Source organism: Advenella sp. EE-W14, from assembly GCF_012923605.1.
Lineage (GTDB): Bacteria > Pseudomonadota > Gammaproteobacteria > Burkholderiales > Burkholderiaceae_B > Advenella > Advenella alkanexedens.
On sequence record NZ_JAAVNG010000006.1, the window covers coordinates 250,661 to 274,424 of the forward strand.

Sequence of the window (23,764 nt, forward strand, 5' to 3'; positions counted from 1 at the left end):
CCTGCGTGGGAGCAAGGAGTCCAGGGCATTAACTCATTCCCATGCTCCCGCGTGGGAATGAAAACCTACAGAAACCTTTATTACCCCATCCGTTGCAAGAGGAAGTATGAGTCAGAAATATTCTATTTTCAGTCTGGTCCGCAATGGACTAAGTTATCACCGGAACTGGGAGCGCGCCTGGCGCAGTCCCGAACCTAAAAAAGAATACGATGTCGTGATTGTGGGTGGGGGCGGTCATGGCCTGGCAACGGCATACTACCTGGCTAAAGAGCATGGCATACGCAATGTGGCGGTGCTGGAAAAAGGCTGGTTGGGTGGTGGCAATACGGCCCGCAACACCACGATTGTGCGTTCCAATTATTTATGGGATGAAGCCGCGCTGCTGTATGAAAAATCCATGTCGCTGTGGGAAGACCTGTCCCAGGACCTGAACTATAACGTCATGTTCAGCCAGCGTGGGGTGCTGAATCTGGCCCATACCTTGCAGGAAGTCCGTGATACGCAGCGTCGGGTCAATGCCAATCAACTTAACAATATCGATGCCCAGTTCCTGACCCCCCATCAGGTACAGGAGCTGGTTCCCCTTATCAATCTTAACAGCCGTTATCCGGTACTGGGTGCCTCCTTTCAGCCACGTGGCGGAGTAGCCCGTCATGATGCCGTTGCCTGGGGATTTGCCCGGGCGGCCGATCACCGCGGGGTGGATATCATCCAGAATTGCGGAGTAACCGGTATTCGCCGTGAAAATGGTGCGGTAAGCGGTGTGGATACGGTCAAGGGATTCATCAAGGCCAAAAAAGTGGCGGTGGTCGTGGCGGGCAATTCCAGCGTGCTGGCCGAGATGGCCGGCATTCGCCTGCCTATCGAAAGCCATCCCCTGCAGGCCCTGGTGTCTGAATCCATCAAACCGATTATCAATACGGTCATCATGTCCAATGCCGTGCATGCCTATATCAGCCAGTCCGACAAGGGCGACCTGGTGATTGGTGCCGGCATCGACCAATACACCGGCTATGGACAACGTGGCAGCTTTCACACTATAGAAGGTACGCTGCAGGCGATTGTTGAAATGTTTCCGGTGCTTAGCCGCGTGCGCATGAACCGGCAGTGGGGCGGCATTGTGGATGTCACGCCCGACGCTTGCCCGATTATTTCAAAAACCGCGGTCAAGGGACTTTATTTCAACTGTGGCTGGGGAACCGGTGGCTTCAAGGCGACACCGGGCTCGGGCTGGGTATTTGCCCATACCGTGGCCAACGATACGCCGCATTCTTTGAACGCGGCGTTTTCCATTGACCGTTTTTATACTGGCCATTTGATTGATGAGCACGGGGCTGCCGGTGTGGCCCACTAGTTCAAATCTGAAGGAAGAAGATATGCTGTTGATAAAATGCCCGTGGTGTGGAGAAAGGGCCGAATCCGAATTTGCAGCCGGTGGTGAGGCAGGTATTGTCCGGCCGGTCAACCCTGAATCGTTAAGCGATGAAGCATGGGGCGACTATCTTTTCATGCGTCAAAATAAACGTGGTCTGCAGCACGAGCAGTGGCAGCATATACATGGCTGCCGACGCTGGTTTACCGTGTATCGGGATACGGTCAGCTACGCTTTTCAGGAAGTGGCCGAGTCGGTCCGGGAAGGAGGCGCAGCATGAGTCAATCGTTCAGGCTTAAGGAAGGTGGCCGGATCGACCGGCACCTTAAGATCCGTTTTCAGTTTAATGGAAAAAGTTATTACGGTTACGAGGGTGACACCCTGGCTTCTGCCCTGTTGGCCAACGGCGTGCATTTTGTGGCACGCAGCTGGAAATACCACCGGCCACGCGGCATTATGACAGCCGGAGTTGAAGAGCCCAATGCGATTGTTCAGCTTGAAACCGGTGCCTATACCGTGCCCAATGCCAAGGCTACCGAGATCCCGTTATATGACGACCTGCAAGCTGCCAGCGTGAATGTCAGCCCCAGTCTGGCGCAGGACAAAATGGCGGTTGTGCAAAAATTCTCCCGTTTTCTGCCGGCGGGTTTTTATTATAAAACTTTCATGTGGCCCAAAAAATACTGGCCCCGTTTCGAAGAAAAAATCCGTGATGCCGCGGGTTTGGGTGTGGCACCCAAGGCTCGTGATGCCGATCGCTATGATAAGCAGTTCATGCATGCCGATATTCTGGTGGTGGGGGCGGGGCCAGCAGGGCTTGCCGCAGCCCTGGCCGCTGGCAAGGGTGGTGCGCGGGTCATCCTGCTCGACGAACAGGCACAGGCGGGTGGCTCTTTATTGTCTGGCGATGAAAACATTGATGGTATGAAGGCCGCGCAATGGGTCGATGGCATCATGCAGGATTTGGCCGACATGCCCAATGTGAAGGTTTTTTTGCGTACCACCGCTTTTGGCTACCAGGATCATAATCTGCTGACCGCCTGCCAGCGCTTGACCGATCACTTGCCTTTGGCTGAACGCAAGGGAACGCGTGAACGCATCCTGAAAATCAGGGCCCGTCAGGTTATTCTGGCGACAGGGGCTCACGAACGGCCCCTGGTTTTTGCCAATAATGATTTGCCGGGCATTATGCTTTCGGGGGCCATTGTCAGCTACGTCAACCGCTATGCGATTTTGCCGGGCAAGTCGGCCCTGATTTTCACCAACAATGATGAAGGATACCGGGCGGCCATTGCCCTTAAACAGCATGGTGCTGCCGTTACGGTGATTGATGCGCGGCCCGTGTCGGGGGGCACCTTGCCACAACGGGCCCATGCCATGGGTATTTCCATTCTTTTTGAGTCGGTGGTCCTGGAGGCCTTTAGCGAACAGTTTGACCATCACATTGAAAAAGTCAGTGTGGCTGCTTACCGGAAAGGTCATCTGGGTGAGGTCGTGGCCACCTTGTGCTGCGATCTGCTGGGGGTGTCCGGTGGCTGGAATCCGGTTGTGCATTTGTTTGCCCAGTCTGGTGGGAAAGCCACCTGGTCCGATGAAAAAGCCTGCTTTGTACCTGGTGATGCCGTGCAGAAGCAAGTCAGCGTGGGAGCCGCCAATGGCGACTTCCTGCTGGCTGAGGCGTTGGCCGGTGGCCAGCAGGCAGCCAATGATTGCCTTGCCAAGTTGGGTTTGCCGGCTGTGCAGCCTGTGGCCTGGGCGCTTGATGAATACCGGGAAAACGCCATTTTGCCTTTATGGCTGATTGGTGAGCGTGCGCAAATAGGCCAGGGTGAAAAGCAGTTTGTCGATTTCCAGAATGATGTGTCTGCGGCTGACATTTATCTGGCGGCGCGGGAGGGCTATCAGTCGGTGGAGCACGTCAAACGCTATACGGCATTGGGATTTGGCACCGACCAGGGCAAACTGGGCAATATCAATGGCATGGCTATTCTGGCCGAAGCCCTGCAACAAACCATTGCGCAAACCGGCACCACGACTTTTAGGCCCAACTACACACCGGTTACGTTTGGTGCCATGGCCGGGCGTGAACTGGGTGATTTTTTTGAGCCGGTCCGGACTACTTGCATTCATGCCTGGCATGAGGCGCATGGCGCGGTCTTCGAGGACGTGGGTAACTGGAAGCGGCCCCTGTATTACGCGCTTGGCGATGAAGACATGCATGCCGCGGTCAGACGTGAATGCCTGGCCGTTCGTCATGGTGTGGGTATTCTGGATGCCTCCACCCTGGGCAAGATTGATGTCCAGGGCCCGGATGCCGCCGAATTCCTTAACCGTATGTATACCAATGCCTGGAATAAGCTGGGCATAGGCAAATGCCGTTATGGGCTGATGCTTGATGAAAACGGCATGGTTTTTGATGATGGGGTGAACATCCGTCTGGGCGAGAATCATTATTTGCTGAGCACGACCACTGGTGGCGCGTCCCGGGTGATGCAGTGGATGGAAAAATGGTTGCAAACTGAATGGCCCGAGCTGAAGGTGCATCTGGCTTCGCTTACCGATCATTATTCCACCTTTGCCGTGGCCGGGCCCAATGCCCGTAAAGTACTGCAAAAAGTGTGCTGCGACATTGATTTTGCGGCCGGGCAATTTCCGTTCATGAGTTTCCGTGAAGGCAGCATTATGAACGTTCCGGTTCGTATCATGCGGATCAGTTTTTCAGGTGAACTTTGTTATGAAGTGAATGTGCCTTCCAATTATGGCAGGGCGGTTTGGGATACCCTGATCCAGGCCGGCCAGGAGTTTGAGATTACCCCTTATGGTACTGAAGCCATGCATGTCCTGCGGGCTGAAAAGGGTTTCATTATTGTGGGCCAGGATACCGACGGCTCCATGACGCCTGCCGATCTGGGCATGGACGGCCTGGTGGCCAAAACCAAGGACTTCATTGGTAAACGCTCCTTAAGCCGAAGTCATACCGCTGGCAGCGGGCGTAAACAGTTTGTGGGGCTGAAGGCAGAAGATCCACAGCAGGTTTTGCCCGAAGGCGCGCAAGTCTTGCTGGAAGAAACCGAACAGCGCCCGGCTCCCATGCTGGGGCACGTGACTTCCAGTTATTACAGCCCGGTCCTGGACCGCTCAATCGCCCTGGGGGTTGTCCGGGATGGCTTCAGTCTGATGGGGTCAACTGTTGTTGTGTGGTCGGCGCAAACCGGTTTTATAAAGGCACAGGTTTGCAGTCCGGTCTTTTTTGATGAAGAAGGGAGCCGTCAGCATGCAGCTTGATGTGAATATGCAATCACCATTGATTAATGTGCCGGGTTTGCTGGAAGAGGCTGCCGGCAAGGCACCTGATAAGTTTCTTTTAAGGGAATTGCCGTTTCGTGAGTTACTGAATGTCCGGGCTGACCTTGCAGATGCCAATGTTGTCCGGGTTTTGGGTAATTCATTTAATCTTCAATTTCCCGTGCAGCCCAATACGGTTGTGGATAATGACCGACATGTGATCTGGTGGCTGGGGCCCGATGAGTGGCTGGCCCAGTCAGTCGCGCCAGTTGATATGCCGGCACCGGTTGATGAAATCCAGGCTTTGTTGACGGGTTCGTTTGCCCGGGTGCTTGATGTCAGCAGTGGCTACACCTTGCTGCATTTAAGTGGCAGCATGGCCACAGATGTGCTTAACAAAGGCTGTCCGCTGGATTTTGATGCCAGCGTGTTTGGCAAGGGGCAGTGTGCCCAGTCGCATTTTTTCAAGGCGGATATTGCCGTCAGGCCAGTGCCAAGTGGCTGGCATGTATTGGTACGCAGGAGTTTTGCCGAATATACGGTAAGAATGCTGCTGGATGCAGCGTACGATTATTATTTGCCGTCTTGAGCTAAGTGTTTTTTCTCGCTGTCACAGGGTGGTTTCACCGCAGGCAGATAAAAAAACAGCCGTTCATTAATACAATGAACGGCTGTTTTTGGCGGGATATGGCTATAAAAACTTAACCCAGTTTTTCCTTAAGGATTTCATTCACCTGGGTTGGGTTGGCCTTACCTTTGGCCGCTTTCATGACTTTACCCACTAAAGAGTTGAAGGCTTTTTGTTTGCCGGCCCTGTATTCCTCAATGGTTTCAGGGTTGGCTGCCAGCACTTCGTCAATCATGGTGGCAATGGCTCCACTGTCGCTGATTTGTTTCAGGCCTTTTGCCTCGATAATGGCATCGGCATCGCGATTGTGCTCACCGGCCCACATATCGGCAAATACATCACGCGCGATTTTGTTGGAAATGGTGTTGTCAATAATGCGAAGCAGCATTTTGGCCAGTTGTTCGGGGCTGACGGGGCTGTTTTCAATGTCCAGCTCATCACGGTTAAGCGCGCCCGACAGTTCACTCATGATCCAGTTGGAAGCCAGTTTGGCATGGCCTTCGGGCAGTGCCTTGATGGTGTCTTCAAAGTAGTCAGAGATGGCGCGGGAAACGGTTAACTGTGCAGCATCATAGGCGGGCAGGCCCAGATCGCTGCAGTAGCGTTCGCGGCGGGCAGCGGGCAGTTCGGGCATGCTGGCCTGCACACGGTCTTTCCATTCCTGTGAAATGACCAGTGGTGGCAGGTCGGGATCGGGGAAGTAGCGGTAGTCGTGGGCATCTTCCTTGGTACGCATGCTGCGGGTTTCATCTTTTGCGTCATCGTACAGGCGGGTTTCCTGGATCACGGTGCCACCGTCCTCGATCAGTTCAATCTGGCGGCGGGCCTCGTACAGGATGGCGCGCTCAAGGAAGCGGAAAGAGTTGACGTTCTTGATTTCGGCACGGGTACCGAATTCTTTTTGGCCAACGGGACGCACGGAAACGTTGGCGTCGATGCGGAACGAACCTTCTTGCAGGTTGCCATCGCAAATACCCAGCCAGACTACCAGGCCATGCAGGGTTTTTGCATAGGCGACAGCTTCGGCGGCCGAACGCAGTTCAGGCTCGGTCACGATTTCCAGCAAGGGCGTGCCGGTGCGGTTTAAGTCAATCCCGGTAGACAGTTCACCCAGCGGACCAATGAAGTCATCGTGCAGGGATTTACCGGCATCTTCTTCAAGGTGGGCCCGGGTCAGGTTAAGGGTTTTTTCTTCTTTTCCGACAAAGTAGGAAATTTTTCCGCCCACCACCACAGGCAGTTCGTACTGGCTGATTTGATAGTTTTTGGGCAAGTCGGGGTAGAAGTAGTTTTTACGGGCAAACACCGAGCGCGGTGCGACTTCGGCACCAATGGCCAGGCCAAAACGGATGGCCTTTTCGACGGCCGATTTGTTCATGACCGGCAGGCTGCCGGGCAGGGCCATGTCAACCACATTGGCTTGCGTGTTGGGAGCGGCACCAAAAGCGGTGCTGCTGCCTGAAAAGATTTTGGATTTTGTGGAAAGCTGTACATGCGTTTCCAGACCAATGACAATTTCCCAATTCATTATTTGATTTCCGGTTTACGTGTATGCCAGTCAGTGTGTTGCTGGAAGCGATCTGCAATGGCAAGGATTTGACCTTCATTGAAGTAGTTGCCGATAATTTGCAGCCCTATGGGACGGTTGCCATTGGCACCGCCAAATCCGCAAGGAATGGACATGGCCGGCAAGCCTGCCATGCTGATCCCCAGGGTAAAAATGTCGGCCAGCCAGTCGGCGGTCAGGTCATCGCGGTTTTCACCAATGTTTTTGGCCACGTTGGGGCTGACGGGACCCATGATGACATCGCATTGCGTGGCAAAGGCGGCCTGGAAGTCGTTGGCAATAAGGCGGCGGATCCGTTGCGCCTGCAGGTAGTAGGCATCGTAGTAGCCTTGTGACAGAACATAAGTGCCGATCATGATGCGACGCTGCACTTCGGGGCCAAAGGCCTCTGAGCGAGAGCGGCTGGTCATGTCTTCAAGGCCCTTGTATTCTTTGGCGCGGTAGCCGTAGCGCACGCCATCGTAACGGGACAGGTTGCTGGAGGCCTCGGCCGGTGCAAGTACGTAGTAAGCAGGGATGGACAGCTCGGTGCGAGGCAGGGAAATTTCAACCCGTTCGGCACCCAGGGCTTCGTATTGCTGCAGGGCGGCTTCAATGGCACTGGCGACATCGGCAGACAGGCCCGGGCCAAAAAACTCTTTGGGTACGCCAATGCGCAAGCCTTTCAGAGGAAGGCTTCCTTGAGCGTTCTGGCTGGCCAGGGTGTCGAGGTAGGCCTGCTTGACCCTTCCCTGGCGGTTGGGGGTTCCATCGCAGGTTTCAATGCTGGTGGAGTCGCGTTCGTCGAAAGCGCTGATGACATCAAGCAGCTCAACCAGGTCCTGGGCGCTGCCGGCAATCGGACCGGCCTGATCAAGGCTGGAGCCGTAAGCGATCATGCCAAAACGGGATACCGTGCCATAAGTGGGCTTGATACCGCTGACGCCGCACATGGCTGATGGCTGGCGAACCGAACCGCCGGTATCGGTGCCGGTGCTTGCCATTACAATACCGGCGGCCACCGCGGCGGCTGAGCCACCCGATGAACCACCCGGAACCGCGTTGGTATCCCAGGGGTTAAGACAGGGGCCGAAGGCCGAGTTTTCATTGCCTGAGCCCATGGCGAATTCATCGCAATTGAGCTTGCCAATGTTGACAGTTCCCGCGTTGTTCAGGTGCTCGACAACAGTGGCATCAAAGGGGCTGGTATAGTTTTCAAGCATTTTGCTGCCAGCCGTGGTGCGCCACTGGCGGGTTACAAAAACGTCTTTGTGGGCAATTGGAATGCCGGTCAGTAACTGTTGTTTACCTTCGGCAATGCGCTGGTCGGCTTCTTTGGCTTGTGCCAGCGTGGCTTCGGGGTTGATATCCAGAAAAATATTCAGGTGTTTGGTGGCATGGGCACGGTCAAGTGCCGCCTGTGCAAGTTCGGTTGCGCTAACCTGCTTGCTGTCCAGTGCCTTGCGCATTTGGGCAATACTGGAAAAAGTGTAAGGGGAAGTTGTATTGCTCATGATTACTCGATAACTTTAGGGACCAGGAATAAGCCGTTTTCGGTGGCTGGGGCATTGGCCAGCAGGGTGTCGCGTACGGATTCGGAGCTGGTTTCGGTAATAACGTCTTCACGCAATCTGAGTGTTATGTCTTCATGTGCGGATAATGGATGGGCAAGAGGCTCGATACCGGTTGTATCCACGGATTGCAGCTTTTCGATAAGTCCCAGAATATTATTCAGTTCGTTCAGGGTCTGCTCTTTTTTTTCAGGAGTCAGTTCCAGTCGTGCCAGGCGCGAAATACGCGTTACATCTTCTAGGGAGAGTGACATATAATTCTTGCGATATAAAAAAATAAAAAGAAAAAAGGGTGTATACAAAAATAAAATAAAAAACTGTGGAATTCAGTAAAGAAAACAGCACCAGGTTACAAAGAAAACAATGTGTTGGCGCACTAAATCCGTTAGTTGGCAGCAATTTTCAGTTATCATTATAAGTTATCTAAATCGTTATGTGCGCTGGGCTTGTCGCTGCGCTTTTATCTCCTCTAAAAATTTTTACCTGCGCGAAAAATGTTCGGATTTTTAAGAAGTTATCTGTCTACAGATATGGCTATTGACCTGGGTACCGCCAATACCCTGATTTACGTACGTGGAAAAGGCATTGTGCTCGATGAACCTTCGGTTGTTGCGATTCGCCACGAAGGCGGGCCCAACGGACGTAAAATCATTCAGGCCGTTGGTCATGCCGCCAAGCAAATGCTGGGACGAGTGCCTGGCAATATTGAAGCCATTCGCCCCATGAAAGACGGGGTGATTGCCGACTTCACCGTTACCGAGCAAATGATCAAGCAGTTTATCCGCATTATTCATCCCCGCAGCATGTTTGCGCCAAGCCCGCGTATTATCGTGTGTGTGCCTTGCGGATCCACCCAGGTAGAGCGTCGCGCCATTCGCGAGGCGGCCATGGGTGCCGGTGCAAGCCAGGTTTACCTGATCGAAGAGCCCATGGCGGCCGCCCTGGGTGCCGGTCTTAACGTATCCGATGCCAGCGGTTCCATGATTGTGGATATCGGTGGTGGTACAACCGAAGTGGCCATTATTTCGCTGGGTGGCATGGTTTACAAGGGTTCCGTTCGAGTGGGTGGAGATAAATTTGATGAGGCCATCATCAATTACATTCGCCGCAATCATGGCATGCTTATTGGTGAGCCCACTGCTGAACTGATTAAAAAAGAAATTGGTTCGGCCTTTCCGGGCACTGAGGTTCGTGAGATGGAAGTCAAGGGCAGGAACCTGTCTGAAGGTGTGCCGCGCAGCTTTACCGTTTCATCCAACGAGATTCTTGAGTCCCTGTCCGATACCTTGAACCAGATTGTATCCGCGGTTAAAATCGCTCTTGAGCAAACACCGCCTGAATTGGGTGCCGATATTACCGAAAAGGGCATTGCATTAACAGGCGGTGGTGCCTTGCTGAAAGACCTGGACAGATTGCTTCAAGAGGAAACCGGCCTGCCGGTGGTTGTGGCCGATGATCCCCTTACCTGCGTCGTCAAAGGGTGCGGTGAAGCGCTTGAGCACCTGGAAAAACTGGGTCCCATCTTTATTAATGACTGAATCCCCTAGCAACTGAATTTTTCATCGGGCCATGCCTGTCCGGAATGGCCCGCTCCATGTTGTTGTTCTTCTTCCCACGGTTGTTTTATGCAGCAGAACAGATCAATCCGCTTATTCAAACATGGGCCGGCTGCAGAGGTAAGACTGTTTTTTCTTGTCTTGTTATGTTTTGGGTTGATGATTACCGATTCCGGCTGGCGGGTACTTGATCCCATTCGGCAGGCTACCGCAGTTGTCCTGTATCCATTTCAGAAAGCAGCCTTGTGGCCACGTGATGTCGTCGCCAAATTCAATGACTGGTCCAATATTGTGGCCGTTGCCAAGCAGGAAAGCGAGGCATTGCAGCATCAACGCATAGAACTGGCACAAATTTCGGCCCATGCGGCACAGATGGCAGCTGAAAATATTCAGTTGCGCCGTTTGCTGGGTATTAAAAACACGGCCCAGACGCCATCGGTGGCCGTGGAAATTCTGTATACGGCACCCAACCCCCTGAACCAGACCATGGTGCTTACCAAAGGCAGTAACCATGGGATAGAGCCCGGCATGCCGGTTATTGGTGAAGGCGGGGTGGTGGGGCAAATTCGCAGGGTAACCGCCATGACATCGGAAGCGGCCCTGATTACCGATGAAAAAGTTTCCATTCCGGCCATGGTATTGCGCAATGGCTTGCGGGTCATTGTGTTTGGTTCCGGGCAGGGGGGCAAGCTTGAAGTCAGGTATTTGTCCATGGATGCCGATATCAGGGTGGGTGACAGCCTGACAACCAGTGGTATTGGCGGTATATATCCGGCAGGGTTGTCGATTGGTACCGTGACTTCCATTGAAGCCAATTCGGCTGAAGGGTTTGTACGGGCGATTGCCGAACCTTCGGCTCACCCCGAACGCTACCGCCACTTTCTGGTTCTGCTGGTGCCTACCGACGAAGTTCCGGGAAAAGATGAGCTTGATATTTTGGCCAAGGCGCCAACCACTAAAAAATACGGCAAAAATTGATTCATGGCGAATAAAAACCTGAAATCGCTGCAACCGCTGCAATCCACCCATTATTCTTACATGGTCAATCCCGTGTATGGCTGGGGCACGATTGTATTTGTCTGGATGGCATCCATGCTCCCCTGGCGCAGCTGGGAGGGCTCTCCTGATTTGCTGATTCTGGTCCTGGCATTCTGGTGTGCGCATGAAGTAAGGGGAGTGGGTCTGCTTGCCGCCTTTTGCTTTGGCTTCCTGATGGATGTCCATGACATGAATATCCTGGGTGAACATGCCCTGACTTATGTGTTGATCATTTACGGTACCTTGAGGATTCGTAAACGAATGATGCGGTTCGGGGTCATTAGCCAGCTTATTCACATGTTTCCGATTTTTGTTCTCGCGCCTATTCCCAGTCGCCTGATGCAGGCGTGGTTTGCCGGTGTCTGGCCCGGTTGGCTCTGGATTTGGTCCGGTGTGATTACAGGGGTGTTGTGGCTGGCTGCCGATCTTATCCTGAAACTGCCATTGCGTCCGGTGGAAGACGATGATGCAACCATTTAACCTTATGGCAGGAAAGATCTATGTTTGAATTCAGGAAGCAGGCACTGGTACAGCGACGGCAACTGATTACCCGGGTAGTGGTGGCGGTGCTGTTTGTACTGTTGTGTTTTGGTATTCTGGTTAACCGCTTGTGGGTTTTGCAGGTTGAGCGCTACCAGGGGCTGTCGGAAAGGGCCGAAAAAAACCGTATTACGCTTGTGCCTATTACGCCTCGTCGGGGTGATATCGTGGACCGCAACGGTGTCGTCCTGGCCCGCAGTCATCGAGACTATACGCTTGAAATGGTGCGCGGGCAGGTTGGGGATGTTTCTAAAATGCTCGAACAGCTTGAGCAGATCATTCACTTGTCCCCGCTTGAGTTAAGACGCTTCAAGCGCCGGCTGGGCAGCTCAAACCGTTTTGCCTCGGTTCTGCTTAAAAGCAACCTGACCGACGATGAGGCGGCCACTTTTGCCGCCCATTCCTACAAGTTCAAGGGCGTCAGCCTGAAGGCACGCTGGGTACGGGAGTACCCTGAGGGGGAATCGGCGGCCCACGTGATTGGATACGTTGGCCGGATTTCCGAGCGGGATCAGGAGCAGCTTGAAGAAAAAGGGCTAGAGGGTAATTATCGGGGTACCGAGGTTATCGGCAAAAAAGGAATTGAAGCCAGCTACGAAGAGCGGCTGCACGGAAAAACAGGTTGGGAGGAAGTGGAAATTGCCGCTTCCGGCAAACCGGTCCGGGTATTGAAAAGAACCGACCCCATTCCGGGCGATAATCTGCGCCTGTCGCTGGATATGGGTTTGCAAAAACTGGTCGAGGGCATTTATAACGACCCCAAAGATCCCAAGCGGGGCGCCCTGGTGGCCATCGATCCGCGTAACGGGCAGGTGCTGGCCTATGTATCGGCACCTTCTTATGATCCCAATTTGTTTGTGGATGGCATTGATGTTGAAAACTGGCGTCGCTTGTCAGACTCTCCCGACCATCCCCTGATTGACCGGCCCATTTACGGTACCTTCCCCATTGGTTCCACTTATAAGCCCTTTGTAGCCCTGGCTGCCTTGAAGCTGGGTGTGCGCGACCCCAATGCCAAAATTCCCGATCCCGGTTATTTTGAGTATGGTGGCCAGCGGTTCCGCAATGCAGGGGGGGCTGCCTATGGGCCAACCAATATGCATAAAGCCATTGTGGTGTCGTCAGATACGTACTTTTTTAGCCTCGGTCCCCTGATTGGTGTAGATGCCTTGCATGACTTTGCAGAGCAATTCGGATTTGGCAAGAAAACCGGCATTGATTTGATGCATGAGAAAAAAGGGATTTTGCCTTCACGCGAGTGGAAGAAAAAAGCATTCAAGAATCCGGCCCAGCAAAAATGGATTCCGGGCGATACCATTTCGGTTTCGGTGGGGCAGGGATATAATTCGCTGACGATTACCCAGCTTGCGCAGGCGACGGCCACATTGGCGGCCAATGGCGTGTATACCAAGCCACATCTGGTTAACTGGATAGAAAACCCGGTCCTGAAAACGGTCGAGCAAACCGTCTCTGAGCCCGAGTACACGGTGGATGTGGCGCAGGAACACATTGATCTGGTCAAGGCGGCATTGGCCGAAGTGAATGCCAAAGGCACGGCCCGAAGGATTTTTGCCGGCACCAATTATGACTCAGCCGGTAAAACCGGTACGGCCCAGGTTTTTAGTTTGAAGGGTACCAAGTACAAGGCTGAAGCGCTTAACAAACGCCTGCATGACCATGCTTTATATATGGGATTCGCGCCGGTTGAAAACCCCCAGATTGCGGTGGCCCTGATTGTTGAGAATGGTGGCTGGGGCTCCAGTGTGGCCGCACCGATTGCCCGCAAGGTTTTTGATTACTGGCTGGCACCTGAACGGGCCAATATTCCCGAGTACATCCCCAGTTTTGATGATACGGAACAGCAGGAAGAGGTTTCGCCCGATCTGGTGCTGCCGGAAGACATTCCTGCCAACCCGGATGACAATGCACCGGGACATACACCTGAAATTCTGGCACCTGTCGAGATAAACAGGAATGGCCGGGAAGATACGCAAAATAATGAGGCAGGTGCACGATGAGCCGGGTAATGAATTGGATTCTTGGTTCCCTGCGTTGCATAGACTGGCCGTTGTTGCTGATTCTGGCTTTGTTGTCCGGCCTGGGCATGACGGTCATGCATTCGGCAGTGGGGGGCACCGACTGGCGCTTTGCCGGTCAGGGGCGCAATTTTCTGGTGGCCTTTGTCGTTATGTGGGTGGTGGCCATGATACCCCTGTCCAAAATGATGAAGATGGCCATTCCATTTTACCTGTTGGGGATAATCCTTTTGCTGGGGGTGGAGTTCTTTGGCATCACCAACAAGGGAGCCACCCGCTGGCTGAATGTGGGTGTGACGGTTATTCAGCCCTCTGAAATGATGAAGTTGGTGGTTCCCATGATGCTGGCCTGGTATTTTGACAAGCACAGGGCCAGGCTGCGTGTGATTGATTTTTTTGCGGCTGGCGTATTGCTGCTGTTGCCGTTTATCCTTATTGTCAAGCAGCCCGATCTGGGGACAGCCTTGCTGGTGTTTGCGACCGGTTTTTTTGTGATTTATTTTGCAGGGTTGTCGTTCAAGTTGTTGGCCCCTCTGTTTTTTTTTGGGGTAACCGTACTGGTCCTGATTCTGTACTATGAGCAAACGCTTTGTGCCCCCGGTTTTGACTGGGTTGTGCTGCATGAGTACCAGAAACATCGGGTGTGCACCTTACTTGATCCCAGTACCGATCCGCTGGGCAAGGGCTTTCATACCATTCAGGGGATGATCGCGATTGGTTCCGGCGGCATTTACGGCAAGGGTTACATGCAGGGTACGCAAACCCATCTGGACTTCATTCCGGAACGCACAACCGACTTCATCTTTGCCGTGTTCGCCGAAGAATTCGGCCTGTATGGTGGCATACTGTTGTTGATTTTGTATTCCCTGCTGTTGTTGCGCGGCTTTTTCATTACCCTGAAGGCAAGAACCCAGTTTGGCCGTTTGCTGGCCGGTGCCCTGACCATGATGTTCTTTGTTTATGTTTTTGTGAATATGGGCATGGTCATGGGTATTTTGCCGATTGTCGGGGTGCCCCTGCCATTCATGAGTTATGGTGGAACGGCCCTGGTAACCCTGGGCTTTGCCTGTGGGCTGTTAATGAGTATTTCAAATTATGAGCCCAGTAAATCCACAGTGCCTGAAAACTGATGCAGGCCTTGCAGCAGTTTCAGGATAGGGGCTGGCAAGGCCGTGGTTTCCAGTTGGTCCAGGGGCAGCCACTGATGCCTGCCGGGGTTGCCATTTTCTTCCCTTAATGGAAGATGGCTGCATTTAAGCCAGTACGGTTGTATATGCAGTTTGAAATGGGTGAATACGTGTTCGAAAGCTGCCATTTTAAGGGCGGTTTGCCGCGCCTGTTGCCAATCGTTTTGCAGGCTTTGCAGCGCTTGTTCATCAGTAAATTCGGGTAATGACCACAGCCCTCCCCAGATGCCCTGTTCGGGGCGCTGCTGAATAAGGATGCGATCCTCGTGCTGCAAGACCAGCATATTGACCGAGCGCACCGGAACGGTTTTTTTGGCTTTGGGAGTGGGCAGTTCTGCCTGCCTGTTTTCACGATAGGCATAACAGGATGACTGCAACGGGCAGGCCTCGCATTTGGGTTTGCTGCGGGTGCACAGGGTGGCGCCCAGGTCCATTTGGCCTTGGGTATAGGCGGACATATCCAGGTTTTTATCCGCTTGTTTAATGTTTTCCTCGGCCTGTTCCCATAAGCGGTTTTCAATTTCCCGTTTGTTTGTCTGTCCTTCAATCCCGTAGTAACGGGTGAAAATCCTTTTGACATTGCCATCCATGATGGGCGTTTTTGCACCAAAGCAAAAAGCGGCAATGGCATGGGCGGTGGATTTGCCAATGCCGGGCAGGCTCATGATGTCTTGTGCCTGCCGGGGAAACTCGCCCTGCCATTGGGTCACGACGGCTTGGGCGCATTTATGCAAATTCCGGGCGCGGGCATAGTAGCCCAGGCCTGCCCATAGCGCCAGTACCTCATCCCGGGAGGCCGCAGCCAGGCTGTGGATCGTGGGGAAAGCGGCCAGAAAACGCGCATAGTACGGAATGACCGTGGCTACCTGGGTTTGTTGCAGCATGATTTCAGATAACCATACTTTATAGGCGTCTTGCGTGTTCTGCCATGGCAGATGGTGTCTGCCATGGCTTTTCTGCCAGGCAACGATAAGATCGGCAAATTGCATGTGTTTAGAAATGTGAGTGACGGGTTACCGACCAGCGGGCCGCAGTGGCGGCAATCAGCATGACCAGCGCAATGGTAAGCGCCAGCCATGAAGCGGAGGGCAGGGTAACACTGAACGGGATGCCATAGCTGTTGGAAAGCAGGGTAATGGCCTGATTTAAAAAGCCCAGGGTAATGGTGGTGAGCACGACAGCCAGCAAACCCGCCGTCAGGCCCGTGATGGCACCAAAATACAGGAAGGGACGCCGCACAAAGGATTCGGTGGCGCCGACTAGGCGGGCAACCGCAATTTCATCACGCTGGACCAGTGCCTGCATGCGGACGGTATTGAAAATGGTGGTAATGACGATAAGGGCCACCCCGGCGGCCAGCAGCCCCAGCACAATCCGTATGAAAGAAAGAATGGCTTCCAGTTTTTGTACCCAGGCACTGTCAAATTGCAGTACGTCAACGTCGGGCAGCTTGCTCCATACCTCTGCCAGCTCTTCGGCCTTTTCGGTGGGGCTGGCCTCATCGGAAAGGGTGATGATAATGGAATGGGGCAAGGGGTTTTGTGGCAGAACCTTAAGTGCGTCTGACCAGGATTCAGACGCCTTCAGTGATTGCAGGGCATCGGCCTTGTCGACCACTTCCAGTGTCAGGATTGACTGGCTGTGTTCGTTTTTCAGCTGGCTGGCTACGGTACGGGTCTGTTCAATCGTGGTTGCTTCTTTCATGAACAGGGAAATGGCCGGATTGACGGATATATTGCGGGCAATGGGTTGCATGGAAACCAGCATGGCACTTGCCAGCAGGGGTAAAGTCAATACCAGGGCGATGACGATGATATTGGTGAGTGATGAAAATGGCGTGCCCAGCAGACGGAGTGCGGCAATGCGAATAGCGTAAAGATGATGTCTAAGCCAGGTGTTCATTCAGTGTTTCCCCAGGTCTTTGAAACGGCCGGGCTCCAGCAGCAGGGTCCGGTTGGCATGGCGTTGCAGCAAGGGCATGTCGTGGGAGGCGATCAGGGTGGTCACACCTACCCGATTGAAATCGCGGAACACCTCGAGAATGCGGTTGGCATTGTCCTGGTCCAGGTTGGCGGTGGGTTCGTCGGCAATCAGGATGGCAGGGCGGTTAACGATGGCACGGGCAATTGCCAGGCGTTGCTGTTCTCCGCCTGAGAGCGCAATGGGATTGAGTTTTTCCTTGCCCGACAGGCCCACCTTGGCAATCGCGGCGCGTGCTCTTGAGGCGGCTTTTTTATAATCAAGGTTCATCACGGCCAGGGGTAGCATGACATTTTCGAAGGCATTGCGGTCATAGAGCAGGTGTGTGTCCTGTAAAATGATGCCAACCGCACGGCGCAGATAAGGACGTTCCCTGGCAGGCATGCTGTCAAGGCTTTGTCCGTTAACCATAATGGATCCGCGGGTAGGCGGTTCAAGTCCGCCAATCAGCTTGAGCAGGGTGGATTTGCCCGCACCTGACGGGCCGGACACAAAAACAAACTCACCGCGTGAAATGTTGAAGTTGATATCAGCCAGAATATTGGCGCTTTGGCCATAGGACTTGAAAACGTGCTTGAATTCAATCATGTTGGTTCAGGTTAGGGAATCGGGCACATTAATGCAAATGCACATAATACCTGCATTTTATACCAATGATGGCATTCTTTACGGCCGGTCTGTCTGCCAAAGGGTAATACCGGTCGGTGAATGTATGGCAGGCCGGTTTCTGTCTTGAGGGCTATAAGTTTATAAGGTCATAAGACTATACAAACAGGCGATGTTTGGGTTACAAAGGCGCATTGGTTTGTAAAGTTAATGCTTATGACTTCCAAAAAAACAAATAAAATACAAATTTCATGGAATGATCCTGCATTCCGCGCCATTGTTTACCAGATTGCCGTATTGGGTATCGTGGCGTATGTGGCCTGGTATCTGGTTACCAACACCATGCATAATCTTTCCGTTCGCAATATTACAACCGGGTTTGACTTTCTTGACCGGGAGGCCGGTTTTGCGATTGGCGAATCCTCTATCGCCTATTCACCGGCCGACACCTATAAACGCGCCATATTGGTGGGTATTGTCAATACCCTGCAGGTCTCCGCTTTGGGGATTGTCCTGTCCACTCTGCTGGGTACGATTATCGGTGTGGCCAGGCTGTCAATGAACTGGCTGGTTGGCCGCTTGGCGACCGTTTATGTTGAAGTCATCCGCAATGTGCCCTTGCTGATCCAGCTGTTTTTCTGGTATGTCCTGATTACCGAAAACCTGCCCGGTCCCCGACAGGCCCTTCGTCCGGTTGAGGGCGTTTTCCTGTCCAATCGGGGGCTCAAGTTTCCCGCGCTCCAGGGGGATTCCCTGAGCTGGATATTATATGGCCTGCTTCTGGCCGCGCTCTGTACGTTTGTTTTTTATTACCGGTCACGCAGGCACCAGGAAAAAACCGGGAAAACGTTTCCGGTTTTAAGCACTGGTCTGCTCATGTTGCTGGTTTTTCCCTTTATTGGCTATTTTCTGGGTGGTGCTTCGCTGGCGCTGGAATACCCCGAACTCAGGGGATTCAATTTTACCGGCGGCCTGTCCATTTCTCCTGAGTTGTCGGCCTTGCTGGCCGGTTTGGTTATTTATACGTCTGCATTTGTGGCGGAAATTGTCCGTTCGGGTATTCAAAGTATCGGGAGCGGACAGTGGGAGGCCGCCAGTTCTATCGGGCTGGGTAAAGCCCGGGTATTGAGGCTGGTTATTTTGCCGCAGGCCTTGCGTGTCATGATTCCTCCTCTGACCAGTACTTACCTGAACCTGACCAAAAACAGTTCGCTGGCGGTTGCCATTGGTTATCCCGATATTGTTTCGGTGGTTAACACTACCCTGAACCAGACCGGACAGGCCATTGAAGGCGTGTTGATCATCATGGCGGCCTATCTCACGGTCAGTTTATCCATTTCGGTATTCATGAACTGGTATAACCGGCATATCGCCCTGGTGGAGCGTTAAAATGAGTCAGCACACATTGACCGGCCCCGTTCAGCCAGGCAGGCGTCCTCCGCCCAAAAATGAAAGTGGTGTTTTTGGCTGGGTGCACAAGAATCTTTTTTCTTCGCCCCTCAGTATCCTGATCACGGCACTGGCGCTCTGGTTTTTGCTAATGACGGCGCCTTGGCTGATCGAATGGGTTTGGCTTAAGGCAAATTTCACGGCAGGCAGCGGCACCGAATGCCGGGGAAGTGAAGGCGCCTGCTGGGCTTTTATCCGGGAAAAATACCGTCTTATCCTGTTTGGCACCTATCCTTATGACGAACAGTGGCGCCCCTTGCTGGCCATGGTGATTCTGGTGGCGATCATCATTTGCAGCGCCATCCGCGTTTTCTGGAATAAATGGCTGCTGCTGATATGGCTGGCAGGCCTGGGTTCGGTTGCCATCCTGATGTGGGGCGGAGTGCTGGGCTTGAGTCCCATTGATAACAGCCGTTGGGGTGGTTTGCCACTTACCTTGATTCTGGCCACTTTTGGCATTGGTCTGGCTTTCCCTTTAGGCGTTTTGCTGGCGCTCGGGCGACGTTCAAACATGCCTGCCATCAAGGCCTTATGTGTGGTGTATATTGAAATCATCCGGGGGGTGCCCCTGATCAGTCTGCTGTTCATGTCGTCGGTCATGCTGCCGCTGTTCCTGCCTGAAGGAGTCACGATTGACAAGCTGCTGCGCGCACAAATTGCCATTATCCTCTTTACCGCTGCCTATATCGCAGAAACCGTGCGCGGTGGCCTGCAGGCCATTCCCAAGGGACAAATTGAAGGTGCCGAGTCGCTGGGCCTGACTTACTGGCAGCAAATGTACAAAATTGTTTTGCCCCAGGCCCTGAAAATCGTGATCCCACCCATGGTCAGTATTTTTATTGCCCTGTTCAAGGATACCTCGCTGGTGGTGGTCATCGGTATTTATGACCTGACGCTATCGGCCAAGGCAGCTTTGGCCGATCCGCTCTGGCAGGGCTTCAGCGTCGAGGCCTATTTGTTTATTTCACTTATTTATTTTGTTTTCTGTTTTGCCATGTCCCGCTACGCCAAAAATCTTGAGGCTCGCCTGGATACGGGATACAAGCGTTAAAAGGAGCCTGGTGTGTCAGATATGATTATCCGTATGGAAAATGTCAACAAGTGGTACGGAAAATTCCATGTGCTCAGGGATATCAACCTGTCGGTCGCACCCGGTGAGCGGATTGTGATTTGCGGGCCGTCAGGTTCCGGAAAATCCACCCTGATTCGCTGCATCAACCGCCTGGAAGAACACCAGGAAGGCCGGATTATTGTGGATGGTGTCGAGTTAAGCAATAACCTGAAAAATATCGAGCAGGTACGTCGCAATGTGGGCATGGTGTTCCAGCACTTTAATCTGTTTCCTCATTTAACCGTGCTTGAGAACCTCACGCTGGGACCCATTTGGGTCTTGAAAATGCCCAAATCCGAGGCTGAGGCGGTGGCCATGAAATATCTTGAACGGGTCCGGATTCCCGAACAGGCACACAAATATCCCGGCCAATTGTCGGGCGGCCAACAGCAGCGGGTGGCCATTGCCCGCTCTTTGTGCATGAGTCCCAAGGTCATGCTGTTTGATGAGCCCACCTCGGCGCTTGACCCTGAAATGGTCAAGGAAGTGCTGGATGTCATGGTGACCCTGGCTGAAGAATCGGGTATGACCATGCTATGTGTGACCCATGAAATGGGTTTTGCCAGAAAAGTGGCCGACCGGGTGGTTTTTATGGATGAGGGGCAAATTGTGGAAGAAAATACGCCAGACGCGTTTTTTGATCATCCGGTGCACGAAAGGACCAAACTGTTTTTAAGCCAGATTTTGCACTAGAAATGCAGTAAACTTTCGTTTTAGTTTATTTTTGCGTAAGTGATCATGGCACAACATTACGAATCAGATATTACCCGGTTTATTAACGAGTATAAAACCAAACACCCCGACACTGAAAAGCGTCAGCTGGAAGGACGTGCGCTTTTGTGGGACAAGCAGCAGGATGCCGAACTGCTCAAGCAATTCAAGGTCGCCCGTGTTCCCCAGAAACCCTACGTCTATCAAACGAACTAAGCCATTCCCATGGCAGTGGCCTCTGCGGCAATCGATACACTGGTGGACCCCGAGATAGACAGTACCCCCGATGTGGTGGATACGGTCGCTTTGGCTCGTCTGTACGGTGAGCCCCTGTTCAATATCCCGCAAGACCTGTACATTCCTCCCGATGCCCTTGAGGTATTCCTGGAAGCTTTCGAGGGGCCACTGGATCTTCTGCTGTACCTGATCCGCAAGCAAAACTTCAATGTGCTTGACATTCCCATGGCCGAGGTCACCCGTCAGTACCTGAGCTATGTCGATCAGATCCGTAACCAGAATCTGGAGCTGGCTGGCGAGTATTTATTGATGGCAGCCATGCTGATCGAGATCAAGTCCAGAATGCTGTTGCCGGTTCGCAAGTCGGACAATGGCGAAGAAGTGGAAGATCCCCGTGCCGAGCTGGTGCGGCGCTTGCTTGAATATGAGCAAATGAAACTGGCCGCCCAAAAACTGGATGCCCTGCCGCTGTTGGGGCGCGATTTCGAGCGTGCCAATGCGCAGATGGATTTAAGTGTGGAGCGCATGCTGCCCGAGGTCAGCGCCGATGATCTCAGGCTGGCCTGGCAAGATATCATGAAACGGGCCAAACTGAATGCCCATCATCAGATTACCCGGGAGCAGCTGTCGGTCCGTGACCACATGACGCATATTCTGCGCAGATTGTCGGATACCCGCTTCATGGAGTTTACCGACCTGTTCATGGAAAGGGTCAATGAAGGCGAACCGGCCGCCGTCATTGTGGTGCATTTTATCGCGATGCTGGAACTGGCCCGCGAATCGCTGTTGGAAATCACCCAGGCCGAGCCATATGCGCCCATCTATGTACGGCTTGCCTATACAATTGCCGTTGAATAAATTGACCTTGTATAAATAAGAAAGGAAGACAATTGAAAGTAGTTCACACCATTGAGGAATTAAGGGATCAGCTGCGTGGCCAGCTACGGGCTTCCTTTGTGCCCACTATGGGAAACCTGCACGAAGGGCATTTGTCCTTGATGCGTCTTGCCCGGCAGCACGGAGACCCGGTCGTTGCCAGTATTTTCGTGAATCCGTTGCAGTTTGGCCCCAACGAGGACTTTGACAAATATCCGCGTACCCTTGAGGCGGATATTGCCAAACTGGAAGAGCGGCGTGATGTCTATGTGCTGTTTGCGCCTTCCGTCAAGGAAATGTATCCGGAACCGCAAAGCTATCGCGTGCAAACCCCTTCCGACCTGGGCAATGTCCTTGAGGGTGAGTTTCGTCCCGGCTTTTTTGAGGGCGTGACAACCGTGGTGCTGAAGCTGTTTTCCTGTGTGCAGCCCAAAGTGGCGGTGTTCGGGAAAAAAGATTACCAGCAACTCATGATTGTGCGTAACATGTGCCGCCAGTTCCAGTTGCCCGTGACCATTTATGCGCATGAAACAGTGCGTGAACCAAGCGGGCTGGCGCTGTCTTCGCGCAATCGTTACTTAAGCGATGCCGAGCGTGCCGAGGCCCCTTTCCTGTATGCCACGCTTAACCAGGTCAAAGACAGGTTGCTGGCCGGTGAAACCGAACCGGCCGCCCTGGATGAGTTTGCCCGAAACACACTGACCCAGCGTGGCTGGGAAGTGGATTACGTCTCTGTCAGAAAGCAACTTGACCTGCATGTGCCAACGGCCCAGGAAATTGCCAATAAAACGCCTTTGGTGGTATTGGCTGCGGCCAAGCTGGGGGCGACCCGCCTTATTGATAATCTGGAAATTGAGCTGTAATTGTCCCGTACCTACCTAAAAGGGTAGGTGTCAAATGAGCAAGGGGTTCATATAATCTTTTTGAGTCTTATATAAGAGTTAAGGAGGTTATATGATCAACTCAAATTCGACAATGATGCAAAAAATGGCACAACTGACTCCACGAGAAAAAGAAGTGCTCAAGCTGCTTGGCAAGGGGCTGCCCAACAAGGTCGTGGCAGGCATGCTTGGTGTAACAGAAAGAACCATAGAAGCCCATCGGGCGCATATTTTTCGGAAAATGAAGGTCAGGAATCTGGTTCATCTGCTCTATGGGTGTACAACCCTTGAGTCGCTCTGACCGATTCAGTCACGCCTTGCTTAAGGCAAATCGGTAAGTCCAAAGTGTTTATGGCGTGTCAACCCGGTTTGGTGTACATTGTACGCAGGCCGGGTTTTTTGTTTCCGGTTTCACGTCGGCATCTTGCGTGAAGGGGACATTTTTATGGCCTGCCAGCCTGTAACAGGGCAAATCCGTTTATCTGTTATTAAAATGTAAAGCATCATGGAAAAATTCAAGGTGGGTATAACCGGTGGAATTGGATCCGGAAAATCAACCGTTTGCCGTTTGTTTGCGCAATGGAATGTCACCATTATTGATGCCGATGCCCTGTCTCATGAACTGACCGGACCGGGTGGCAAGGCGATTGCCGCCATCCACGAGGCCTTTGGCAGCCAGGCTATTAATGCCAAGGGGGGCATGGACAGGGCTTATATGCGGCAGCGGGCTTTCGAAGATGACAGTGTGCGTCATACATTGCAAGCGATTATCCATCCCCTCATCAGACAGGAAATGCTCAGCAAGACCACCAATGCCACGGGCGAATACGTGATTTACGATATCCCCCTGTTGGTGGAATCGCTCCATAAATACAAGGATTTGCTGAACGTTATTTGTGTGGTGGATTGCGAAGAGTCTGAGCAGATTCAGCGGGTGCAAAAAAGAAGTGGATTGTCTGTCGAGGCGATCATGAATATTCTCAAGGCACAGGCCAGCCGTGAACAAAGACTTGCAGTTGCCAACGAAGTGATATTTAATGGCAGGGGAATCACCCATGAGCAATTGCAGGAGCGTGCTTTTGCGCTACATCAAAAATGGTTGTTGTCGGCGCGCAAGCTTGCCAGTGCGAGTGTGGACTGAATGTAGAAAGGAG

General features: G+C 52.9%; 23 protein-coding genes. 17 read left to right on the forward strand and 6 right to left on the reverse strand.

Annotated features, from left to right (window positions below; translation table 11 throughout):
• The first annotated feature begins 106 nt into the window (after positions 1–106).
• From HCX92_RS03545 to HCX92_RS03560, 4 genes are read left to right on the forward strand one after another with little or no spacing between them, the layout of a single operon-like run.
• On the forward strand, positions 107–1,354 hold the full coding sequence (locus HCX92_RS03545; protein WP_169293536.1) for a sarcosine oxidase subunit beta family protein: 1,248 nt from the start codon (positions 107–109) through the stop codon (positions 1,352–1,354).
• A 22-nt stretch (positions 1,355–1,376) separates the two neighbouring features.
• Positions 1,377–1,652 (forward strand): sarcosine oxidase subunit delta, encoded by a 276-nt coding sequence (locus HCX92_RS03550; protein ID WP_169293537.1) that lies wholly within the window; start codon positions 1,377–1,379, stop codon positions 1,650–1,652.
• Complete coding sequence (locus HCX92_RS03555) at positions 1,649–4,657, forward strand: sarcosine oxidase subunit alpha family protein (RefSeq protein WP_169293538.1); 3,009 nt, start codon at positions 1,649–1,651, stop codon at positions 4,655–4,657. Before HCX92_RS03550 ends, HCX92_RS03555 begins: the two co-directional genes overlap by 4 nt.
• A gap of 7 nt (positions 4,658–4,664) precedes the next feature.
• Complete coding sequence (locus HCX92_RS03560; RefSeq protein WP_211182247.1) at positions 4,665–5,246, forward strand: sarcosine oxidase subunit gamma; 582 nt, start codon at positions 4,665–4,667, stop codon at positions 5,244–5,246.
• 112 nt (positions 5,247–5,358) lie between these two features.
• Here the strand turns inward: HCX92_RS03560 and gatB are convergent, their stop codons facing one another.
• From gatB to gatC, 3 genes are read right to left on the reverse strand one after another with little or no spacing between them, the layout of a single operon-like run.
• The gene (gatB, locus tag HCX92_RS03565; RefSeq protein ID WP_169293540.1) at positions 5,359–6,813 is read right to left on the reverse strand and encodes an Asp-tRNA(Asn)/Glu-tRNA(Gln) amidotransferase subunit GatB; all 1,455 of its coding nucleotides are present in this window, start codon (positions 6,811–6,813) and stop codon (positions 5,359–5,361) included.
• Complete coding sequence (gatA, locus tag HCX92_RS03570; protein WP_169293541.1) at positions 6,813–8,345, reverse strand: Asp-tRNA(Asn)/Glu-tRNA(Gln) amidotransferase subunit GatA; 1,533 nt, start codon at positions 8,343–8,345, stop codon at positions 6,813–6,815. Before gatA ends, gatB begins: the two co-directional genes overlap by 1 nt.
• A 2-nt stretch (positions 8,346–8,347) precedes the next feature.
• Positions 8,348–8,656: an Asp-tRNA(Asn)/Glu-tRNA(Gln) amidotransferase subunit GatC gene (gene gatC / locus HCX92_RS03575; RefSeq protein WP_169293542.1), complete on the reverse strand. Its 309-nt coding sequence runs from the start codon at positions 8,654–8,656 to the stop codon at positions 8,348–8,350.
• Between the two features lie 240 nt (positions 8,657–8,896).
• On the opposite strand from gatC, the gene HCX92_RS03580 reads away from it, so the two are divergent.
• From HCX92_RS03580 to rodA, 5 genes are all read left to right on the forward strand, one after another.
• Entirely contained in the window at positions 8,897–9,940 is a 1,044-nt protein-coding gene (locus HCX92_RS03580) for a rod shape-determining protein (RefSeq protein ID WP_169293543.1), read from the forward strand.
• A gap of 87 nt (positions 9,941–10,027) precedes the next feature.
• Positions 10,028–10,936 carry a rod shape-determining protein MreC gene (gene mreC, locus HCX92_RS03585; RefSeq protein WP_169293544.1) on the forward strand — a complete coding sequence of 303 codons (909 nt, stop codon included), beginning with the start codon at positions 10,028–10,030 and terminating at the stop codon, positions 10,934–10,936.
• Positions 10,937–10,939: 3 nt separating this feature from the next.
• The gene (gene mreD / locus HCX92_RS03590) at positions 10,940–11,476 is read left to right on the forward strand and encodes a rod shape-determining protein MreD (protein WP_211182248.1); all 537 of its coding nucleotides are present in this window, start codon (positions 10,940–10,942) and stop codon (positions 11,474–11,476) included.
• A 20-nt stretch (positions 11,477–11,496) separates the two neighbouring features.
• Positions 11,497–13,554 (forward strand): penicillin-binding protein 2, encoded by a 2,058-nt coding sequence (gene mrdA, locus HCX92_RS03595; protein ID WP_169293545.1) that lies wholly within the window; start codon positions 11,497–11,499, stop codon positions 13,552–13,554.
• The gene (rodA, locus tag HCX92_RS03600; RefSeq protein WP_169293546.1) at positions 13,551–14,702 is read left to right on the forward strand and encodes a rod shape-determining protein RodA; all 1,152 of its coding nucleotides are present in this window, start codon (positions 13,551–13,553) and stop codon (positions 14,700–14,702) included. Before mrdA ends, rodA begins: the two co-directional genes overlap by 4 nt.
• Here rodA and mutY read toward each other — a convergent pair.
• From mutY to HCX92_RS03615, 3 genes are read right to left on the reverse strand one after another with little or no spacing between them, the layout of a single operon-like run.
• On the reverse strand, positions 14,666–15,748 hold the full coding sequence (gene mutY / locus HCX92_RS03605; protein ID WP_169293547.1) for an A/G-specific adenine glycosylase: 1,083 nt from the start codon (positions 15,746–15,748) through the stop codon (positions 14,666–14,668). The two genes, rodA and mutY, sit on opposite strands and share 37 nt — an antisense overlap.
• 4 nt (positions 15,749–15,752) lie before the next feature.
• Positions 15,753–16,661 (reverse strand): ABC transporter permease, encoded by a 909-nt coding sequence (locus HCX92_RS03610; protein ID WP_169293548.1) that lies wholly within the window; start codon positions 16,659–16,661, stop codon positions 15,753–15,755.
• The gene (locus HCX92_RS03615; protein WP_169293549.1) at positions 16,662–17,327 is read right to left on the reverse strand and encodes a cell division ATP-binding protein FtsE; all 666 of its coding nucleotides are present in this window, start codon (positions 17,325–17,327) and stop codon (positions 16,662–16,664) included. It abuts the gene before it with no gap.
• A 234-nt stretch (positions 17,328–17,561) separates the two neighbouring features.
• Here HCX92_RS03615 and HCX92_RS03620 point away from each other — a divergent pair, with 234 nt between their 5' ends.
• The 8 genes from HCX92_RS03620 to coaE all read left to right on the forward strand — a co-directional run bounded on the left by HCX92_RS03620 (position 17,562) and on the right by coaE (position 23,751).
• A complete protein-coding gene (locus HCX92_RS03620; protein ID WP_169293550.1) occupies positions 17,562–18,734 on the forward strand; it encodes an amino acid ABC transporter permease in 1,173 nt (390 codons plus the stop codon).
• Between the two features lies 1 nt (position 18,735).
• Entirely contained in the window at positions 18,736–19,845 is a 1,110-nt protein-coding gene (locus HCX92_RS03625) for an amino acid ABC transporter permease (protein ID WP_169293551.1), read from the forward strand.
• Between the two features lie 12 nt (positions 19,846–19,857).
• The gene (locus HCX92_RS03630; protein ID WP_169293552.1) at positions 19,858–20,598 is read left to right on the forward strand and encodes an amino acid ABC transporter ATP-binding protein; all 741 of its coding nucleotides are present in this window, start codon (positions 19,858–19,860) and stop codon (positions 20,596–20,598) included.
• Between the two features lie 45 nt (positions 20,599–20,643).
• On the forward strand, positions 20,644–20,832 hold the full coding sequence (locus HCX92_RS03635) for a DUF3460 family protein (protein WP_169293553.1): 189 nt from the start codon (positions 20,644–20,646) through the stop codon (positions 20,830–20,832).
• A 9-nt stretch (positions 20,833–20,841) separates the two neighbouring features.
• Positions 20,842–21,711, forward strand: a complete 870-nt coding sequence (locus tag HCX92_RS03640; RefSeq protein ID WP_169293554.1) for a ScpA family protein — start codon at positions 20,842–20,844, stop codon at positions 21,709–21,711.
• 32 nt (positions 21,712–21,743) lie between these two features.
• Positions 21,744–22,592, forward strand: coding sequence for a pantoate--beta-alanine ligase (panC, locus tag HCX92_RS03645; protein ID WP_169293555.1), 849 nt, complete (start codon positions 21,744–21,746; stop codon positions 22,590–22,592).
• A gap of 91 nt (positions 22,593–22,683) precedes the next feature.
• On the forward strand, positions 22,684–22,911 hold the full coding sequence (locus HCX92_RS03650; protein WP_169293556.1) for a response regulator transcription factor: 228 nt from the start codon (positions 22,684–22,686) through the stop codon (positions 22,909–22,911).
• Positions 22,912–23,115: 204 nt separating this feature from the next.
• The gene (gene coaE, locus HCX92_RS03655; protein ID WP_169293557.1) at positions 23,116–23,751 is read left to right on the forward strand and encodes a dephospho-CoA kinase; all 636 of its coding nucleotides are present in this window, start codon (positions 23,116–23,118) and stop codon (positions 23,749–23,751) included.
• The last annotated feature ends 13 nt before the right edge of the window (positions 23,752–23,764 follow it).

Coding starts and splice junctions, on each gene's coding strand:
- gatB (WP_169293540.1), bottom strand. CDS start 6,813: ATGAATTGGGAAATTGTCATTGGTCTGGAAACGCATGTACAGCTTTCC.
- HCX92_RS03580 (WP_169293543.1), top strand. CDS start 8,897: ATGTTCGGATTTTTAAGAAGTTATCTGTCTACAGATATGGCTATTGAC.
- HCX92_RS03635 (WP_169293553.1), top strand. CDS start 20,644: ATGGCACAACATTACGAATCAGATATTACCCGGTTTATTAACGAGTAT.
- mrdA (WP_169293545.1), top strand. CDS start 11,497: ATGTTTGAATTCAGGAAGCAGGCACTGGTACAGCGACGGCAACTGATT.
- HCX92_RS03640 (WP_169293554.1), top strand. CDS start 20,842: ATGGCAGTGGCCTCTGCGGCAATCGATACACTGGTGGACCCCGAGATA.
- HCX92_RS03550 (WP_169293537.1), top strand. CDS start 1,377: ATGCTGTTGATAAAATGCCCGTGGTGTGGAGAAAGGGCCGAATCCGAA.
- HCX92_RS03625 (WP_169293551.1), top strand. CDS start 18,736: ATGAGTCAGCACACATTGACCGGCCCCGTTCAGCCAGGCAGGCGTCCT.
- HCX92_RS03615 (WP_169293549.1), bottom strand. CDS start 17,327: ATGATTGAATTCAAGCACGTTTTCAAGTCCTATGGCCAAAGCGCCAAT.
- mreD (WP_211182248.1), top strand. CDS start 10,940: ATGGCGAATAAAAACCTGAAATCGCTGCAACCGCTGCAATCCACCCAT.
- HCX92_RS03555 (WP_169293538.1), top strand. CDS start 1,649: ATGAGTCAATCGTTCAGGCTTAAGGAAGGTGGCCGGATCGACCGGCAC.
- mutY (WP_169293547.1), bottom strand. CDS start 15,748: ATGCAATTTGCCGATCTTATCGTTGCCTGGCAGAAAAGCCATGGCAGA.
- HCX92_RS03620 (WP_169293550.1), top strand. CDS start 17,562: ATGACTTCCAAAAAAACAAATAAAATACAAATTTCATGGAATGATCCT.
- HCX92_RS03560 (WP_211182247.1), top strand. CDS start 4,665: ATGCAATCACCATTGATTAATGTGCCGGGTTTGCTGGAAGAGGCTGCC.
- HCX92_RS03650 (WP_169293556.1), top strand. CDS start 22,684: ATGATCAACTCAAATTCGACAATGATGCAAAAAATGGCACAACTGACT.
- coaE (WP_169293557.1), top strand. CDS start 23,116: ATGGAAAAATTCAAGGTGGGTATAACCGGTGGAATTGGATCCGGAAAA.
- rodA (WP_169293546.1), top strand. CDS start 13,551: ATGAGCCGGGTAATGAATTGGATTCTTGGTTCCCTGCGTTGCATAGAC.
- gatC (WP_169293542.1), bottom strand. CDS start 8,656: ATGTCACTCTCCCTAGAAGATGTAACGCGTATTTCGCGCCTGGCACGA.
- HCX92_RS03545 (WP_169293536.1), top strand. CDS start 107: ATGAGTCAGAAATATTCTATTTTCAGTCTGGTCCGCAATGGACTAAGT.
- HCX92_RS03610 (WP_169293548.1), bottom strand. CDS start 16,661: ATGAACACCTGGCTTAGACATCATCTTTACGCTATTCGCATTGCCGCA.
- gatA (WP_169293541.1), bottom strand. CDS start 8,345: ATGAGCAATACAACTTCCCCTTACACTTTTTCCAGTATTGCCCAAATG.
- mreC (WP_169293544.1), top strand. CDS start 10,028: ATGCAGCAGAACAGATCAATCCGCTTATTCAAACATGGGCCGGCTGCA.